Origin of the sequence: Shewanella sp. GutDb-MelDb (assembly GCF_002836075.1) — a bacterium.
Lineage (GTDB): Bacteria > Pseudomonadota > Gammaproteobacteria > Enterobacterales > Shewanellaceae > Shewanella.
The window spans coordinates 1-16,369 of record NZ_PJBM01000125.1 but is presented as its reverse complement, the minus strand read 5'-3'; the positions used below and the strand labels follow the sequence as shown (position 1 = coordinate 16,369).

The window sequence follows — 16,369 nt, the reverse complement described above, 5'->3', positions numbered from 1 at the left end:
CAATTCTATAAGACATAAAAATGCCTGCTCACTCGCAGGCTTTTTTATGTCTAAAATAAGCTTAAGCACAATATTTACGATACAAAATGGAGATAACTTCGGTCACTTCTTTGTTCTTTAAGGTATAAAAAACCACTTGAGAACTCTTGCGTGTAGCGACCAAGTCTTCAGAGCGTAATACAGCTAAGTGCTGTGATAATGCTGACTGGCTCAGTGGCACCGTTGCATTTAACTCGGTTACGCTTAACTCTTTGTCTAGCAGTAAGCACAAAATCATTAACCGGTATGGGTTGGCAATTGCTTTTAGCCATTTTGCAGCGCTTTCGGCATTAGTCACCATTGCACTTACATCAATTTCTTTTTGCATACGGTTACTCTCTTTTATCGCCTTTAATTAGTTAATTCTAATTGAGTTGTGATTATAAAACAATATACCTCTGCAACACAGGGATCTCAATTTTTGATGCTGATAATATGAGCTATACCTAATTTGTGATCTATTATCCTGTTAAATCGCTAATTTACTGTAACAATGAATTCAATATGGAATCTTCCGAGTTTGAATAATGAATAAATCAGTATTGGTCCTGTACTACTCTCGTGGCGGTCATACCGCTAGGATTAGCCGCGCGATTGCCGACCGTATCGTTAGTGAAGGGCATCAGTGCGATATGATGCACATTAATGAAGCTAAGGCTGAAGGGCTGGACTGGTCAAAGTATGACGTTGTTGCCCTTGGCGCGTGTGTGCTTTATGGCTCATATCATAAGTCGGTGTTTGAATTTGTCACTGAGCATCAGGCGCAGTTCACGGCAAAATCGGCCAGTTTTTTCAGTGTTAACGTGGTTGCGCGTAATCCTGAAAAACGTATTCCAGAAAACAATAAGTACCTACAAAAATTTATTGAGCTTTCACCTTGGAAGCCACTAGACGTTAAAGTGATTGCGGGTAAAGTCGATTACCCATCATGGCGCTGGTATGATCGTTGGATGATCCAATTTATTATGAAGATGACTAACGGTCCAACCGATCCAACATCGGTCATTGATTACACCGATTGGGAAGACGTTAATGTTTACGCCGACCATCTCATTAAGTTAGCCAAATAATCGAGTTTGAGTTTAATCGCTTGAGTGAAATGAAAGCCGCATTTGATGCGGCTTTTTAGTCTCTGAGTTTAATAGACTCAGAGTTTTAGTACTTCCAAAAGCTGGGGTGGAACAGCACTGCAACGGTTAAGATCTCCAACCGCCCGAGTAGCATCCCGATTGAAAGTGCCCATTTGGCGGTATCGGGCAGCGTAGAGAAATTACCTGCGGGGCCAATTGTCGCTCCAAGTCCTGGTCCAACGTTTGTGACGGCAGTAATCGCACCGGTAAAACTGGTGACTGGATCTAATCCCGTTAGCACTAATACGATAGATAAACCCACAATGACCATGGTAAAGAGCAGCATAAAGGTGACCAGCGAGCGCACAATATCATCTCTGATTATGCGGTTGTTATAGCGCTCTTTAAACACCCCATTCGGATGGAATTGTTGTTTGAGCTGCTCACGCATAATAACGCCAGCAATTTGGAAACGGAAAATCTTAATCCCACCGGATGTCGAGCCCGAACAACTGCCAACAAACATTAAGAACAGAAATACAATATTGGCCACGGCGCCCCAAGCGGAGTAATCCGTTAAGCCATACCCTGTGGTGGTCACTACGGAGACAACGTTAAAACTGGCTAGACGAAGGGCATCAATAGGATCGATTTCTCGGCTGCTCCATAACCAAAGCGCCAGTAATGAAGATACTAAAAATATAAACTTTAAAAAGCCTTTTACCTGCGCATCATTCCATACTTTTAGCGACTTCTGCTGCACCATATAGACAAACATTAGCAAAGGTAGACCACCAGCAAGCATAAAGGTAATGCCGACCCAGTGTGCTTGATTAGAGAACGCCGCCATTGAATTGTCAGATGTGGAATAGCCGCCAGTTGAAAGGGTTGTCATGGCGTGGTTGATGGCCTCAAACCAACTCATACCGCTGTTGTGATAAGCCAGAAAACACAGAAAAGTGAGTAGGGTGTAAACAATAAACAGGCTCATTGCCATATGTTGGGTGCGAGGAGTCGCTTTGTCGCCCCAATCGGAGGATTCTGTTCTAAATAGCCGCATACCGCCGACGTTGAGAAATGGCAGTACCGCGACGGCCATGACGATAAAGCCGATACCACCGAGCCATTGCAATAAGGAACGCCAAATCAGGATGCTATGATCCATGCTATCGAGCCCCGAAAGCACTGTTGAGCCGGTTGTGGTGATCCCTGACATGGTTTCAAAAAAGGCATCGGTGTAATTTATGCCGTGATATAGGGTAAAAGGTAGCGCGGCAAATAAGCTGACAATAAACCAGGTCAGGCTGGTGAGTAGAAACATATCTCTGATGTTGAGGTGCAGTGTTTGGGATTGACCTTGGCGCATGCAAAAGCTGGCCGCAGTACCTGCAACCAGAGATGAGATCATAAATGCACCGACGGTTTCTTCACCGTAATAAAGTGCAAACGCACCGGGGATTAACATAAACGCGGTTAGCGTTGATAGAAAAATCCCCAATATAAACAGCAGAGGCCTAAAGTTCAGCATAGTGTTGAATTAAGTTCCCTGAACAGGTTTAAAAGAAGAAGGCGCTAGGTTGGAATAGCTTTTCTACTTCACCAATAAACTTCTTGTTTACTAAGAATAGGATGACATGGTCACCTTGCTCAATAACTGTTTTGTCGTGTGCCATTAACACTTCATCATCTCTGACAATTGCGCCAATAGTCGTACCTGGTGGTAGCTTTATATCGCTGATTTTCTTACCGACAACTTTGGACGTATTTTTATCGCCATGGGCAATGGCTTCAATGGCTTCTGCTGCCCCACGTCGCAGTGAGTAAACATTACAAATATCACCTTGGCGGATATGGGTTAATAATGCAGAGATAGTGGCTTGCTGCGGGGAGATGGCGATATCAATATTGGCCTCTTGCACAATATCAACATAAGCTTCTCGCTGAATCAGCACCATGACTTTTTTAGCCCCCATGCGCTTAGCGAGCAATGCGGCCATAATATTGGCTTCATCATCGTTAGTGACCGCAATGAATACGTCAGTTTGGTCTATGTGCTCTTCAAGTAGCAATTCTTGATCTGAGGCATCGCCACAAAATACCGTGGTATTTTCTAACTTTTCTGATAGCTCTTCAGCGCGTTCTTGCTTATGTTCAATCAGTTTCACCGAGTGGTTGCGTTGCAGTTGTTTCGCTAACCCAAGGCCAATATTACCGCCGCCGGCAATCATAATATTGCGATAAGAGTTATCGAGCTTTTGCATTTCACTCATAACTGCACGGATATGGCGACTATCGGCCACAAAGAAGACTTCGTCATCAGCTTCAATAATCGTGGTGCCACGCGGCATGATGGGTCGACCTTGCCTAAAAATAGCGGCAACCCGGGTATCAATATTAGGCATGTGCTCTCGTAGCGCAGCTAAAGCATTACCGACAAGTGGGCCACCATAATAGGCACGAACGGCAACAAGGCTTAATTTACCTTCAGCAAACTCAAGTACCTGCAGTGCGCCAGGATATTCAACTAAACGGCCAATATAAGCCGTGACCAGTTGTTCTGGGGCAATGAGCTCATCAATAATAAAACCGCCTCGTGGGCGATTTTCTGAGTGCTTAGTTTCGCTATCGATAAACAATTTATCGCGAAGGTTTAAATACTGCTCTGAACGGATCCGCGCAATTTTGGTTGGAGTACCAAACAGTGAATAAGCAATTTGGCACGCTGCCATATTACACTCATCACTGTTGGTGACCGCAATCAGCATGTCGGCGTCTTCGGCTCCAGCTTCTTTTAATACATCTGGGTGAGCACCATGGCCAACAATCACGCGTAAATCGTACTTATCTTGTAAGGTACGTAAGCGCTTTTTATCGGTGTCTACGATGGTGATATCGTTATTTTCACCGACTAAGTTTTCGGCCAATGTACCGCCAACTTGTCCTGCACCCAAAATGATAATTTTCATTGCCGTACTAATCCTTCACTAGGCGAGCGTAATAAAAGCCATCCATGTTTTCTTGTCCAGGAACAATTTGCCAACCCACATCACTCGGGTTTGGTTGTTGTTCGATTGGAACTAAAGTCGCGTCAGGTGTTCTTTGTAAGAAGGCACTGATCTGATCTTTGTTTTCCTGAGGCAAAATAGAACAGGTCGCATATAAGAGCGTGCCACCAGGTTTTAGCCACTTCCAGCAATGATCAACTATTTGTGATTGCAATGCTGCCAGCTCTTCGATGTCGTCGTTTTTTCTGAGCCATTTGATATCTGGATGACGTCGAATAACGCCCGTTGCAGAGCAAGGTGCATCTAATAATATGCGATCAAACTTATCACCTTGCCACCAGGAATCAATATCTGCAGCATCACCATGTATCAATTCTGCTTTCAATGATAGTCGGTCTAAGTTTTGTTGTACTCGTTCAAGTCTTTTGGCGTCATTATCAACCGCAACCAATTGAATGTTAGGAGCAAGCTCTAATAGATGACAGGTTTTACCGCCCGGTGCTGCGCAGGCATCGAGAACGAGCTCGTTACCCTGTGGTGCCAGTATCGTTGCCGCCCATTGTGCTGCCCCATCTTGTACCGAAGCCGAGCCTGTCTCAAAGCCAGGGAGCTGCATTACATCGCGTGGGCTTGCCAATAAAATCGCGTCACTGCTGCTGCCTGCTGAAGCTTCGACTTCAATATCGGCCAATGCACTTAAATAGGCATCACGCGTTTGTGATTGCTGATTGTTACGCAACCACATTGGCGGGCGCTGATGGCTTTGCTCAATAATCTCTTGCCAGTTTTCTGGATAAGCATCTTTAAGCCGCTTAATGATCCATGCGGGAGTATTATGCGCTAGCGTATCGTTATCGGTGGATAGTGGTTTTTCTTGGCGCTGGATGGTGCGCAATACCCCATTGACGACCTTAACCATACCCTCGAATTTTAACTGACGACATGCTTCTGCTGTTTCTGATATAGCGGCATGACTAGGTATGCGGGTGAAGTAAAGCTGATAACAGCCAACTAATAACAGTTGATGCACAATGCGTTGTTTGCCCTTAAGGGGCTTGCTCATGCAATCACTCACTTGCTTATCTATTTGTGGCAAGTGGCGCATTACGCCGTAGCAAAGTTCGGCCAACAGGGCTTTGTCTTTACCACTTTCAATATGTCGCTGTTGATCGGGTAGGGCGACTGAGAGTGATATCCCTTTTTCAAGGACCTGAAATACCACTTTTGCGGCAAGCGCTCTTAAATTCATTGCCATTAGGCTTGGTCGTCCATTTTATGAGTGAGTTGGGTGCCTGGTATAAACCAGTCTGCTCGAGAGTTAAGGATGTCGGCCACACTGAGTGGTTTTTTACCTGGAAGTTGCATACTGGTAATGGTTAATACGCCATCACCAGTAGCGATACTGATACCGGTTTTATCTGCTGAAATAATCGTGCCTGGCGCTGCAGTGGTGCTGTTGGTGCTGACATGACTTTGCCACACTTTAATGGTGTTAGCTTCATGCTGATAGTGACTCACTGGCCACGGATTAAAGGCTCTGATTTCACGCCACAGTGCCAGTGCTGATTTTGACCAATCTAAGCGCGCTTCCTCTTTTGAAAGCTTGGCGGCATAATTTGCTAAGCTTTCATCTTGCTTTTCAGCGGGTAAGTTGTCTTCCGCTAGCGCGGCAAGTGCTCCAATAAGCGCGTCAGGACCTTGCAATGCTAATTTTTCATATAGAGTCGCAGAGGTATCTTCATCTTCAATGGTGAGCTTAGTTTTGAGTAGCATATCACCGGTATCTAAACCAACATCCATCTGCATAATCGTGATGCCAGTTTCGCTGTCTCCCGCCCACAAAGCGCGTTGAATTGGCGCAGCGCCTCGCCAGCGAGGCAATATCGAACCATGCACGTTAATACAACCTAGGTGTGGAGTATCGAGTACCACTTTAGGTAAAATCAAACCGTAGGCAACAACGACCATGATATCTGCATTGAGGGCGGTAAGCTCTTGTTGCGCTGCTTCATCACGTAAAGATTTGGGTTGTAGCACTGGAATGTCATTTTCGAGTGCCAACGCCTTTACTGGACTCGATTGCAGTTTCTTACCTCGGCCGGCAGGGCGGTCGGGTTGAGTATATACAGCGACAACATTATGCTGCGATTCGATTAGTGCTTGAAGGTGACGAGCGGCAAAGTCAGGCGTGCCCGCAAAAATGACATTTAATGGTTTCAAAAATTTATCCTTGTTTTGCATCTAATCGAGCTGCTTTTTCTAGCTTTTGCTTAATACGTTGACGTTTTAATGGTGATAAGTAGTCAACAAACAGCTTTCCTGCCAAATGGTCGAGTTCATGTTGCAAGCAAATCGCAAACAAGCCTTCTGCTTCTAACGTAAACTCATTACCGTCACGGTCAAGCGCTTTGATGGTGACAAACTCTGCCCGATCCACTTCGGCATATATCCCTGGAACAGACAGACAGCCTTCTTCATTACGAAAATCACCACTTTTGGCGGTAATCTCTAAATTAATGAACACTTTTGGCCGCTCGACCTCATCTTGTAAGTCTAATACGATGAGTTGCTGATGAAAATCAACTTGGGTGGCTGCTAGGCCAATGCCCTTTTCTTCGTACATGGTTTCAAGCATATCGTCGATTTGCGTCTGCAGTGCAGCGCTAAACTCAGTGATTGGCTGGGCAATCGTGCGTAATCTTTCATCTGGAAAACGTAACACTTTTAGTAAACTCATACCTAAACTCTTAACAGGTCTGTCAAATCTAAGTCAGTTGGTTATACTGGCTTTGGCTAATGACTCAATTTTAGTCTTTAGCGGCATTCAATAACAGCAAAAGCTCTACTTATAATCTAATAAAGAGCAAATAGCATGGATACCCTGATGAAACGGTTACTATTACTTGCCTCACTTATGCTTGGTTGTACGTTCGTATTCGCTGATACCTTGACACTTAAATCTGGACACCCTGAGTCCTATGTTGTCAAAAAAGGCGACACCCTTTGGGACATATCAACTTTTTTCCTAAAGGATCCTTGGCGATGGCCAACATTGTGGGGAGCGAACCCGCAAGTGGCGAACCCGCACTTAATTTATCCCGGTGATAAACTGACGTTGGTGTTTATTGATGGTGTGCCACGTTTGGTGGTTAAACCTCATTTAAGCAAGAGCCCTGCTGGGCGTATCTCGGCAAAGAACGGTGCCATCCCCGCGGTCGATTTGTCACTTATTCAACCTTATTTACTGCAAAACAGAGTTGTCGATGCAGAGTGGTTTGAAGCGCAGCCTATGATTATGGGCGGTGAAAGTCCGTCTAAATATCATGTGGTGTCAGATATTGTCTATGTTCAAGGTGAGCTGACCGTCGGTGATAAATTTGGCGTTTATGCGCAGGGCCGTGAGTTCTCTAATGCTGAGGGCGAGTCTCTTGGGTTAGAAGTTGTGTTGGCGGCCAGTGGTCGAGTGGTTGAATCCGGCGCTGTTTCTAAGGTTGAATTACTCAGTAGCTTACGCGAAACAAGAGCTGGCAACCGTATCTTACCGATTGAAGATGACTCGTTGATGTCAGCCTACTTTATGCCGAGAGCTGCGGAGTTAACCGCTGTTACGACCGTTTTGGCATCGGGTAAAGACATTCGAGCAATGGGTAAGCTAGATGTCGCCTACCTTGACCGAGGCTATATTGACGGTGTTGAAACTGGGCATGTGTTCTCTATTTTCAAAGAGGGTGATGTCGTCGTTATCGATGGTGATGGTATACCTGTACAGCCTAACGATCGTAATCGTTACGAGAAGATGTTAGCCAATGTCTCGGCGGATAATGCAGTACAAATGCCGGATCTATATCGTGGTAAGTTAATGGTCTTCAAAGTTTTCGAAAAGGTCAGCTTAGGAATTATCCTCAAAAATGAAAGGCCTGTCCGCATTGCGGATAAACTCACTATTCCCGATTCGCTGATAGCGGGTGAATAGTCTAGAGTTAGAGCTTATACCAGTGCAGCGATAGTGCTGCACTGACATTAGAGGCTAAGTTATTAATGACAAGCTGGTCGATTGGCTAGTTGTTTCTGCTGTATCCGGGTTAGGACCCGCTCGGATTAAACAATTAATAAACTACATGGATGTGGAAGAGCTAAGGCAAAGGTTAACCCATGAACCCGATGCATTACCTCTACCAGAGTCATTACTCAATGCTAATTTAACCCCCGATTACGCCTTAGTTGATACTGCACTTGAATGGCAACAACAAAGTGAGTTCAACCACTTATTGTGTTTGGCTGATCCTCTCTATCCGCCTTTGCTTAAACAGATTAGTGACCCGCCAACCGTCCTGTTCATCAAAGGTAATATCACCAGTTTAATACGCCCGGGTATTGCGATAGTTGGTAGTCGTAATGCCACGCCGGGGGGATTGAAAATGGCTTACTCGTTGTCTTCGCAGCTGGTGGATCAGCAGCTTTGCATTGTCAGTGGTATGGCGTTAGGGATCGATGGGGCTGCGCATCAGGCAGCTATTGATAACAGAGGCGTCAGCATTGCGGTTCTGGGCACAGGGGCTGAAGTTATTTATCCCAAAAGGCATCGGAGTATTTATCATGATATTCAGAATGATGGCTGCGTTATGACCGAATTTTGGCCGCAGGTGAAACCCTATTCTGGTAATTTCCCGAAACGAAACCGGATCATTAGCGGTCTAACTCTAGGAACCCTTGTTGTAGAAGCTAGCTTAAAAAGTGGTTCTTTAATTAGTGCTAGGTTAGCGAATGAGCAAGGGCGAGAAGTGTTTGCGATGCCGGGAAGTGTATTGAGTGGTCAGAGTGAAGGCTGTCATCAACTTCTTCGTGATGGGGCCAAATTAGTGGAGTCTGCTGGCGACATTTTAGAAGAAATCGCGGTTTTATCTGGCTACCACCTTGAAGAAGTGAAGGCCTGCCACCATATAGGGGGTGAGATAGTCTCTGATTTGCCATTTGCTTCGCTGTTAGCTAGTGTAGGTTATGAAACCACAACGATCGATAACGTGGTTGAGCATAGTGGAAAAGCCATAGAGCTAGTATTGGAGCAGTTGCTTGAGCTTGAATTACAAGGTTGGGTTACTGCTGTACCCGGTGGTTATGTAAGACTTAAGAGGAGCTAGCCATGTTTGATATCCTCATGTATCTATTTGAAAACTATGTGCATAGTGAAGCTGAGTTTTTAGTCGATGAAGACGAACTCACAAAAGAATTAACGCGTGCTGGCTTTCACCAGTCGGAGATAATTAAGGCTTTGACTTGGTTGGAAGGCCTAGCCGAGTTGCAAGAGGCGGGAACACCTTACCTTTGCAATCATGATCAACAATCTTTCCGTATTTATACCAAAGATGAGATAAATAAAATTGATGTGGAGAGCCGCGGCTTTCTGCTGTTTCTAGAGCAAATTAAAGTGCTCAGTGTCGAAACGCGTGAAATGGTTATCGATCGGGTGATGGAGCTCGACGAAACGACGTTAAATTTAGATGATCTAAAATGGGTTATCTTAATGGTGTTATTTAATGCGCCAGGCCATGAGTTGGCCTATGAACAGATGGAAGATCTCATCTTTGAGCAACCTGATGGTCGTCTACATTCATAAGTAAGCATCTGTTTGAGCATATAAAAAGGAGGCTAACGCCTCCTTTTTAGTATCATTATTAGCTAGCACTAAAAATGTAAGTGTTTGCTGTCTTGAGTTAAGTGCTCTGGCTGCAAGTAGTCACGATAAGCATAGCGGTTCTGTTTATGCAGTCTAGGCTTAGCTTTTTCTTCACTGTCATCGAATTGTTCGACTTGGGCTGCAAGCCAACCTGCAAACTCCTGCTGATGTTGAGTCAACTCGGCGAGTAGTGACTCATAACCTTCAAAGTAATCTGTTTTCAAGAACTGGCTCAGCTTCACGTAATCACTATGGTGATGCTCGGCAAGAAAACGCACCGCCATGTAACTCCATTTGTAGGTCATATCTACGCCATCTTTGTACTCAGTCGCGAATATATCTTCTAATGACGGGGCCTCTTCGATGTCGCGCTTGATGATTTTAAGCGTGGTTGGGTTTTGATCTCCCCGCGCAATGTATTCAGCTAAGCCTTCTGACCACCACACCATTTTGCTAGGGAAGTGTCCGAAACCGCCATACTTTACAAAGTGGCCATCTAAATAATGAACATATTCATGATTTAAGTTCCAAATCGCAAACTCAGGCTCTATCCACCATTGGCGATAGGCAAAGAAAGTCGCTTGGTTGCCCGGTTTGGACGGTTTTCCTTCGATATACATGCCGCCGTTATCGGTTTGAATGTCGAAGACTAACTGGCCATAGTAGTGATATTGGCTCCAGTTTTTGAATGCCACGACTCTTAATGCATCATTGTTATCGTTGGCTGTGGGCTGCTGCTGTGTTTCAAGCAGTTGATGAAAATGCGACTCTTGAGATGTGAGCTTAGTACAGCTGTCAGTTAGCTCTTGTTGGTTAAGATCTTGCGCTAAAATAAATAACGAGTCAGAGCAACGGTGCTCTATCGGCAGCGCTTCTTTAAGTTCTGGGATACGGCATATTTCGCTATTTTCTTGGCAACGCTCTTGGGCTGCAAAGGTATTAACATGATAGCCCTTGCTGTATGCATCTTTGGCGCTCTCTCCGCGTTTAGCGACATCTTGCTTAGCAATATTTGCAACGGCCTCATCGACGGCTTTTTCAAGTGCAGTTGTTTCGCCATCCTCTGATGATGGTAATGATAGTCTATAGAGTGCTAACGCCCAATATGCATTGGTTCGCGGCCAGTCTTTATCTGCGCGAATACTTGCATCGCTGGCTGCAAATGAAACTAAAGGCTCATTGAGCTGTGCTGAGAGTAACGTGGCATTGAGTTCGCCATCAATCTCCTTGCGACTGACGTTAAACAAAAAACCATAGGCTTTTAATGTTTCAAGCAAAGCGTAGTCGTTTGACTGTAGGCTGGCAGTGCTTGCCAGTTGGGCTAGTTGAGTGTTTAGCTGCGGTAGTAATGGTGCGAGTTGCACTGCACGTTCATTGCTTGAGAAATAGCGATAAACCGTTACCGCATACTGCTCCTGCAAGCGAGCTTGGTTATTTAATTGACCTGAGCTTGCAAGTTGTTCAAGCGCAACAGATAACCCAGCATAGTCGGTCGCTTCTAGCTGTTCTATGGGACCATAATAACTAAATGCACGGAAGTAATAGAGTAGCTTATCAAGGCTATTAAATTCAGTTGTGGTTGCTAAAGCCGCGCTTGCTTGTTGGAAATGAGCAACGGTTAACAGTGGGCTTGAAGCATCAAAGAGTGTACTTTCTGAAGCTGTAGATATTTGTTGTACTAGTTCTGGCTGAAGTGGGGGATTGTTTGTGCTTGAACAGCCAGATATTGAGCCAGATAGCGCCGCTATGATAGTTAAAGCAATTTTATTTTTTGTATTCATCAATTAACCCTTTATTTTTTTGGATACAATATACCACCACTTTTTATCAAAACCTATTAGATGAATACAAAAGTTACGCTAATACTTGGTAGAATAGCGCTATATTGAAGAACTGAGATAATCATGGCTAAAATCGATAAGCAACTGTTTACAACACATGAACACGCATTAGAAAAAGAGTATGAACTCTGTCCTAAGTGTGGCAGTGAACTGTCAGTAAGACACAGTAAGCATGGTGGGTTTATCGGCTGTAATAACTATCCTAGTTGTGATTACACTCGGCCATTAGTGCAGCATGAGTCTATAGAAACTCAAGTGATTGAAGGCTCAAGCTGCCCCGAGTGCGGTAATGAGCTTGCCGTTAAGTCTGGTCGATTTGGTATTTTTATTGGTTGTACCAATTACCCTCAATGCAGTCACATCGAAAAACACGATCAAGCCGACGCAGAAGATGAAATTGATTGTCCAAAGTGTAAGTCGGGTCATGTTGAGCATAGAACCAGTCGATTTGGTAAATCATTCTATGCTTGCAGTGCTTATCCTAAATGTAAGTTTTTGGTGAACTATCCACCTAGAGCTGAAGCGTGTCCTGATTGTGGTTTTGGGATTTTAGTTGAGCGTAAAGGGGCGGCAGGAATGCGCTTAGAATGTCCCGAGAAAACGTGCAAATATAAACGGCCTGTCTAAATAATCATATTACCTTCCACTAATGTCGCTTTTGAGTAATCATAGTGACATTAAACAGTGCAGCTTATATTGAGTAAGGAACAGTGAGATAAATGTTAGAAGTATTGCCTGCTGAAGTGGCTGAGCTTATTGAACAAGGAGGCATCATCGCCTACCCAACGGAGGCCGTTTATGGTTTAGGTTGCGATCCCGACAATGATGAAGCTATTCATCAGTTGCTGCAAATAAAGCAGCGTCCTTGGCACAAAGGCTTGATACTCGTTGCGGGTGACTATCAACAACTCCTTCCCTATATTGATGAATCTCAGCTTAGTGTTGAGCAGCTAGCATTTGTTCACAGTAAATGGCCCGGCCCTTTTACCTTTATCATGCCAATCAAATCTGGGCTGTCTAAATTATTAAGCGGTACCTTTAATTCCATAGCCGTACGAGTTACCTCGCATATCGGTGTGAAAGGGCTATGCGCTGCAATCAATAAACCCATTGTTTCAACCAGTGCCAATTTATCAGGTCAAGAGCCCGCGTTATCACCTATAGCCGTTCGACAGCAGTTTGAGGGCATTATTGCTGGGTTAGTGGTTGGAGAGCTAGGAAGTCAGACTGCTCCTTCAACGATTATCGATGCCAAGAGCGGCAACATTATAAGAAAAGGTTAATCAAGGAAAAGTATGAGCACACCAGATTCTGCAATAGTAAAAGCTTTCTTACTCGATCTTCAAACTCGAATTTGTAATGGACTCCAAGCACTAGATGGTTCTGCACAATTTGTGGAGGACTCTTGGAAACGTGAAGAGGGCGGTGGCGGACAAAGTCGCGTATTGACCAATGGTGCGGTATTCGAGCAAGCGGGGGTTAACTTTTCTCATGTGACAGGTGCATCTATGCCTGCATCGGCAACCGCTCACCGTCCTGAACTCGCTGGGCGTAGCTTCGAGGCGATGGGGGTTTCGTTAGTTATTCATCCAAAGAACCCACATATACCAACAACTCATGCCAATGTACGCTTTTTTATCGCGCATAAAGAGGGCGCGGATCCGGTATGGTGGTTTGGTGGTGGTTTTGACTTGACCCCTTATTACCCTTACCTAGAAGATGTTGTGGAGTGGCACCAAAATGCCAAGTCTTTGTGTGAACCCTTCGGCGATGAGGCATATCCAAAATATAAGCAATGGTGTGATGAATACTTTTGGTTACCACATCGCAATGAAACCCGTGGTGTTGGCGGGTTATTCTTTGATGATCTCAATAAAGAGGGCTTTGATAAGAGTTTTGCCTTTATGCAAGCAGTAGGTAATGGCTTTATAACAGCTTACGCACCCATTGTTGAACGCCGTAAGGATACTGAGTATGGCGAACATGAACGCCAATTCCAACTGTATCGCCGTGGTCGTTATGTTGAGTTTAATTTGGTTTATGATCGTGGCACCTTGTTTGGATTACAGACCGGAGGCCGTACCGAGTCAATTTTGATGTCTATGCCACCACTGGTACGTTGGGAATATGCCTACACTCCAGAAGCCGGCAGCCCAGAAGCCGCGTTATACAGTGACTTCCTTAAGCCAAGAGAGTGGTTAAGTGCATAAACTGCAATGATTATATAGAAGGTGAAATCAGTCACGCATCGATAAAAGGGCGTTACTGGTTTCGCATATGATCCGCAAGTGTCGATATCGCAGCGTAAATGGCTTGTTGGTGTTGCTTATCTTCTATCTCTATTTCAATAGCCGTTTTCATACAAGCTAACCATTGTTCGCGCATGTTCTCGTCAATGTTGAACGGCATATGTCTTGCTTTTAAAGCGGGGTGGCCATGTTTCTGCTGATATAGCTGCGGTCCGCCTAACCAACCGCTTAGAAATTCAAATAACTTTTGTTCTGATTCACTCAGCGGCGCTCGATGAATACTGAGTAACTGTTTGCTTTCCTGTTTAGACTGCATCTGCAAATAAAACTGATGAGCAACTGCGCGAATGGTTTTCTCGCCACCAATACGATCATAAGCATTCGATTGCTGCGGATCTCGCTCTTCTGTGGTCTCTTTTTTACTTACCAGGCGTTTTAACCAATTCATCTTTCATCTTCTATTACTCGTCATGCCGCCATTATAGCAATTATGCACAGTGAAAATAACGGCGACAGAATAGATTGCTAGTCGCTAAATCCGCGGTAAACTAACCCCCACTAAGTTTAGCTAGCAACAGAGTGTTGATGATGACGGATAGATACGCAGTATTTGGTAACCCTATTGGGCACAGTAAGTCACCGAAAATCCACGCCGTGTTTGCTGCTGAAACAAATCAGTCATTACGATATGAAGCCATTTTGGCTCCAGTGGATGCATTTGAAGTTAGTTTTCGTACTTTTGTTGCCAACCAAGGCTTGGGGGCAAATGTTACCGTGCCTTTCAAAGAACAAGCATTTGCACTGTGCGATGAATTAAGTGACCAAGCGCAGCTTGCTGGGGCAGTAAACACGCTATCAGTATTAAGCAATGGCACAATTCGTGGGGATAATACCGACGGGCTGGGCCTGGTTACCGATCTACAGCGACAATTCGGTAGCCTAAAAGGCTTAAATATTTTGCTGGTGGGTGCGGGGGGAGCGGCTAGAGGCTGTATATTGCCATTATTGCAGGCTGGTATCGCTAAGTTGACGATCGTTAATCGCACTCAATCTAAAGCTAAAGCATTGGTCGACATATTTGCTGAGTACGGTGATGTCGTCACATTACCTATCGGGCATACAGGGCAAAGCTACGATATTATTATCAATTCGACCTCATCTAGCTTAAGCGGTGATGTACCCAAGATCAGTCATCAAACAATAGCTGGTGACACTGTTTGCTACGATATGATGTATGGCAAAGAACAAACCGCCTTTAACGCTTGGGCACTAGCGCAAGGCGCCAAGCAAGCAGTTGATGGTTTAGGGATGCTGGTGGGACAAGCTGCGCAGAGTTTTTTGATTTGGCGTAAGGTTAAACCTGGCGTTGAAGCAGTTTTAACGCAGTTGAGAGCAGAGCTTTAATAGAGAGCAAAATGAATCAAAGTATATTGTTTCCTGACTTACAAGATTGGGAACCACAAGCCCTGAGTGTTGTTTTCCCCGTTCAGGTGGAAGGCGTCAATATAGAGTGTCGAATAGGCTTAGCAAAGTTAGCTGAATTGTCTGCGACAGTACTGAGTGCGGATCAACATGATATCGCTAGCAAGGCATTGGCTATTTTTGACGAGTATCGATTTGATATTGAAGATGAGATTGAGCAACTCATCGAACAAGAGGCATTCGATGAGTTAGATGGGGTCAAACTTATATAGCTAGGTTCTTTATTCGCCTTCTTGCAAATATTCATTTTTAAGTCTGACATAGTTGTCAGCAGATCGAGGTAAGAAGGCAAACTCAGCTTCGGTCAGTGCGCGGATCTGCTTAGCCGGGCTACCGACATAAAGATAACCACTTTTTAATACTTTATTGGGCGGCACTAAGGAACCCGCACCCAAAATCACATCATCTTCTAATATCGCACCATCAAGGATGATCGCCCCCATACCGACTAAAATACGATTACCCACTTTACAGCCATGCAGCATCGCTTTATGCCCAATCGTGACATCGTCACCAATAATTAACGGCTGACCCTCAGGTAATGAAGGAGACTTGCGAGTGACATGTAGTACAGTGCCATCCTGAATGTTTGTACGTTTGCCAATGCTAATATGGTTAACGTCACCTCTGGCAGCAACTAAAGGCCAAATACTCGAATCATCATCTAAGGTGATATCACCTACCAAAACACATGCTTCATCGACATAAACATCATTTTTAAGCTGTGGCACCGTTCCTTTGTATGAGCGTAGTGACTTGTTATTTTGCGAGCTAGTCATCTTAAAATCCTTAAAGTGGCTGTTTTAGGCATTATAAAGCCTAAAAAGTAGCTAGTCAGGGTGTTTTATCATCAAACAGCAACAATAGAACCTTTTTATTCAGAAAGCCTCTTGTGCTCCATCAGTATTCCCCTATAATGCGCATCCACTGACACGGCACAGCAGGCCAACTACTTAGGTAGTACGGGACTTGCAGCGGTGTTAGAGAGTTAAATCTCCTCGGGAATTTG

Annotated in this window: 18 protein-coding genes; 9 read left to right on the top strand and 9 right to left on the bottom strand. The window is 44.6% G+C overall.

What is annotated here, in order from left to right:
- Window positions 1-61: 61 nt before the first annotated feature.
- A complete protein-coding gene (locus CXF82_RS03470) occupies window positions 62-367 on the bottom strand; it encodes an ArsR/SmtB family transcription factor (RefSeq protein ID WP_101089022.1) in 306 nt (101 codons plus the stop codon).
- Between the two features lie 199 nt (window positions 368-566).
- Here CXF82_RS03470 and hemG point away from each other — a divergent pair, with 199 nt between their 5' ends.
- Window positions 567-1,109 carry a menaquinone-dependent protoporphyrinogen IX dehydrogenase gene (gene hemG, locus CXF82_RS03465; protein ID WP_101089023.1) on the top strand — a complete coding sequence of 181 codons (543 nt, stop codon included), beginning with the start codon at window positions 567-569 and terminating at the stop codon, window positions 1,107-1,109.
- 85 nt (window positions 1,110-1,194) lie between these two features.
- Here hemG and CXF82_RS03460 read toward each other — a convergent pair whose 3' ends face one another.
- Genes CXF82_RS03460 through def form a run of 5 tightly spaced genes read right to left on the bottom strand, consistent with a single transcriptional unit; the run spans window position 1,195 to window position 6,851 of the window.
- Window positions 1,195-2,637, bottom strand: coding sequence for a TrkH family potassium uptake protein (locus CXF82_RS03460; protein WP_101089024.1), 1,443 nt, complete (start codon window positions 2,635-2,637; stop codon window positions 1,195-1,197).
- 28 nt (window positions 2,638-2,665) lie between these two features.
- A complete protein-coding gene (gene trkA, locus CXF82_RS03455) occupies window positions 2,666-4,075 on the bottom strand; it encodes a Trk system potassium transporter TrkA (RefSeq protein WP_101089025.1) in 1,410 nt (469 codons plus the stop codon).
- A 7-nt stretch (window positions 4,076-4,082) separates the two neighbouring features.
- On the bottom strand, window positions 4,083-5,363 hold the full coding sequence (rsmB, locus tag CXF82_RS03450; RefSeq protein WP_101089037.1) for a 16S rRNA (cytosine(967)-C(5))-methyltransferase RsmB: 1,281 nt from the start codon (window positions 5,361-5,363) through the stop codon (window positions 4,083-4,085).
- Window positions 5,364-5,368: 5 nt separating this feature from the next.
- Window positions 5,369-6,334 carry a methionyl-tRNA formyltransferase gene (gene fmt, locus CXF82_RS03445; protein WP_102043669.1) on the bottom strand — a complete coding sequence of 322 codons (966 nt, stop codon included), beginning with the start codon at window positions 6,332-6,334 and terminating at the stop codon, window positions 5,369-5,371.
- 4 nt (window positions 6,335-6,338) lie between these two features.
- Window positions 6,339-6,851 (bottom strand): peptide deformylase, encoded by a 513-nt coding sequence (def, locus tag CXF82_RS03440; protein WP_101089026.1) that lies wholly within the window; start codon window positions 6,849-6,851, stop codon window positions 6,339-6,341.
- A gap of 135 nt (window positions 6,852-6,986) precedes the next feature.
- Between def and CXF82_RS03435 the strand changes: the two genes are divergently transcribed.
- The 3 genes from CXF82_RS03435 to CXF82_RS03425 all read left to right on the top strand — a co-directional run bounded on the left by CXF82_RS03435 (window position 6,987) and on the right by CXF82_RS03425 (window position 9,728).
- The gene (locus tag CXF82_RS03435; protein ID WP_101089027.1) at window positions 6,987-8,087 is read left to right on the top strand and encodes a LysM peptidoglycan-binding domain-containing protein; all 1,101 of its coding nucleotides are present in this window, start codon (window positions 6,987-6,989) and stop codon (window positions 8,085-8,087) included.
- Window positions 8,088-8,232: 145 nt separating this feature from the next.
- Window positions 8,233-9,252, top strand: a complete 1,020-nt coding sequence (dprA, locus tag CXF82_RS03430) for a DNA-processing protein DprA (protein ID WP_101089028.1) — start codon at window positions 8,233-8,235, stop codon at window positions 9,250-9,252.
- Window positions 9,253-9,254: 2 nt separating this feature from the next.
- Window positions 9,255-9,728 carry a DUF494 family protein gene (locus CXF82_RS03425; RefSeq protein WP_101089029.1) on the top strand — a complete coding sequence of 158 codons (474 nt, stop codon included), beginning with the start codon at window positions 9,255-9,257 and terminating at the stop codon, window positions 9,726-9,728.
- A 68-nt stretch (window positions 9,729-9,796) separates the two neighbouring features.
- Here CXF82_RS03425 and CXF82_RS03420 read toward each other — a convergent pair whose 3' ends face one another.
- Window positions 9,797-11,569 carry a collagenase gene (locus CXF82_RS03420; protein ID WP_102043659.1) on the bottom strand — a complete coding sequence of 591 codons (1,773 nt, stop codon included), beginning with the start codon at window positions 11,567-11,569 and terminating at the stop codon, window positions 9,797-9,799.
- Between the two features lie 123 nt (window positions 11,570-11,692).
- On the opposite strand from CXF82_RS03420, the gene CXF82_RS03415 reads away from it, so the two are divergent.
- From CXF82_RS03415 to hemF, 3 genes are all read left to right on the top strand, one after another.
- The gene (locus CXF82_RS03415) at window positions 11,693-12,256 is read left to right on the top strand and encodes a DNA topoisomerase family protein (protein ID WP_101089031.1); all 564 of its coding nucleotides are present in this window, start codon (window positions 11,693-11,695) and stop codon (window positions 12,254-12,256) included.
- Window positions 12,257-12,348: 92 nt separating this feature from the next.
- Window positions 12,349-12,912 carry an L-threonylcarbamoyladenylate synthase type 1 TsaC gene (locus CXF82_RS03410; RefSeq protein WP_101089032.1) on the top strand — a complete coding sequence of 188 codons (564 nt, stop codon included), beginning with the start codon at window positions 12,349-12,351 and terminating at the stop codon, window positions 12,910-12,912.
- A 12-nt stretch (window positions 12,913-12,924) separates the two neighbouring features.
- Window positions 12,925-13,839, top strand: a complete 915-nt coding sequence (hemF, locus tag CXF82_RS03405) for an oxygen-dependent coproporphyrinogen oxidase (RefSeq protein ID WP_102038648.1) — start codon at window positions 12,925-12,927, stop codon at window positions 13,837-13,839.
- Window positions 13,840-13,891: 52 nt separating this feature from the next.
- Here hemF and CXF82_RS03400 read toward each other — a convergent pair whose 3' ends face one another.
- On the bottom strand, window positions 13,892-14,326 hold the full coding sequence (locus tag CXF82_RS03400; RefSeq protein WP_102043658.1) for a group II truncated hemoglobin: 435 nt from the start codon (window positions 14,324-14,326) through the stop codon (window positions 13,892-13,894).
- A gap of 140 nt (window positions 14,327-14,466) precedes the next feature.
- On the opposite strand from CXF82_RS03400, the gene aroE reads away from it, so the two are divergent.
- Entirely contained in the window at window positions 14,467-15,282 is an 816-nt protein-coding gene (aroE, locus tag CXF82_RS03395; RefSeq protein WP_101089039.1) for a shikimate dehydrogenase, read from the top strand.
- Window positions 15,283-15,293: 11 nt separating this feature from the next.
- Window positions 15,294-15,572, top strand: a complete 279-nt coding sequence (locus CXF82_RS03390; protein WP_102038645.1) for a DUF1488 family protein — start codon at window positions 15,294-15,296, stop codon at window positions 15,570-15,572.
- A 9-nt stretch (window positions 15,573-15,581) separates the two neighbouring features.
- On the opposite strand, the gene CXF82_RS03385 is transcribed toward CXF82_RS03390, so the two are convergent.
- Window positions 15,582-16,139 (bottom strand): gamma carbonic anhydrase family protein, encoded by a 558-nt coding sequence (locus CXF82_RS03385; protein ID WP_102043657.1) that lies wholly within the window; start codon window positions 16,137-16,139, stop codon window positions 15,582-15,584.
- Window positions 16,140-16,369: the final 230 nt, after the last annotated feature.

What these genes read in the sequence shown, in the direction of transcription:
- CXF82_RS03425 (WP_101089029.1), top strand. Translation starts at nt 9,255, where the DNA reads ATGTTTGATATCCTCATGTATCTATTTGAAAACTATGTGCATAGTGAA.
- CXF82_RS03410 (WP_101089032.1), top strand. Translation starts at nt 12,349, where the DNA reads ATGTTAGAAGTATTGCCTGCTGAAGTGGCTGAGCTTATTGAACAAGGA.
- CXF82_RS03385 (WP_102043657.1), bottom strand. Translation starts at nt 16,139, where the DNA reads ATGACTAGCTCGCAAAATAACAAGTCACTACGCTCATACAAAGGAACG.
- CXF82_RS03420 (WP_102043659.1), bottom strand. Translation starts at nt 11,569, where the DNA reads ATGAATACAAAAAATAAAATTGCTTTAACTATCATAGCGGCGCTATCT.
- CXF82_RS03470 (WP_101089022.1), bottom strand. Translation starts at nt 367, where the DNA reads ATGCAAAAAGAAATTGATGTAAGTGCAATGGTGACTAATGCCGAAAGC.
- hemF (WP_102038648.1), top strand. Translation starts at nt 12,925, where the DNA reads ATGAGCACACCAGATTCTGCAATAGTAAAAGCTTTCTTACTCGATCTT.
- trkA (WP_101089025.1), bottom strand. Translation starts at nt 4,075, where the DNA reads ATGAAAATTATCATTTTGGGTGCAGGACAAGTTGGCGGTACATTGGCC.
- CXF82_RS03390 (WP_102038645.1), top strand. Translation starts at nt 15,294, where the DNA reads ATGAATCAAAGTATATTGTTTCCTGACTTACAAGATTGGGAACCACAA.
- CXF82_RS03435 (WP_101089027.1), top strand. Translation starts at nt 6,987, where the DNA reads ATGGATACCCTGATGAAACGGTTACTATTACTTGCCTCACTTATGCTT.
- dprA (WP_101089028.1), top strand. Translation starts at nt 8,233, where the DNA reads ATGGATGTGGAAGAGCTAAGGCAAAGGTTAACCCATGAACCCGATGCA.
- CXF82_RS03415 (WP_101089031.1), top strand. Translation starts at nt 11,693, where the DNA reads ATGGCTAAAATCGATAAGCAACTGTTTACAACACATGAACACGCATTA.
- aroE (WP_101089039.1), top strand. Translation starts at nt 14,467, where the DNA reads ATGACGGATAGATACGCAGTATTTGGTAACCCTATTGGGCACAGTAAG.
- CXF82_RS03460 (WP_101089024.1), bottom strand. Translation starts at nt 2,637, where the DNA reads ATGCTGAACTTTAGGCCTCTGCTGTTTATATTGGGGATTTTTCTATCA.
- rsmB (WP_101089037.1), bottom strand. Translation starts at nt 5,363, where the DNA reads ATGAATTTAAGAGCGCTTGCCGCAAAAGTGGTATTTCAGGTCCTTGAA.
- CXF82_RS03400 (WP_102043658.1), bottom strand. Translation starts at nt 14,326, where the DNA reads ATGAATTGGTTAAAACGCCTGGTAAGTAAAAAAGAGACCACAGAAGAG.
- def (WP_101089026.1), bottom strand. Translation starts at nt 6,851, where the DNA reads ATGAGTTTACTAAAAGTGTTACGTTTTCCAGATGAAAGATTACGCACG.
- hemG (WP_101089023.1), top strand. Translation starts at nt 567, where the DNA reads ATGAATAAATCAGTATTGGTCCTGTACTACTCTCGTGGCGGTCATACC.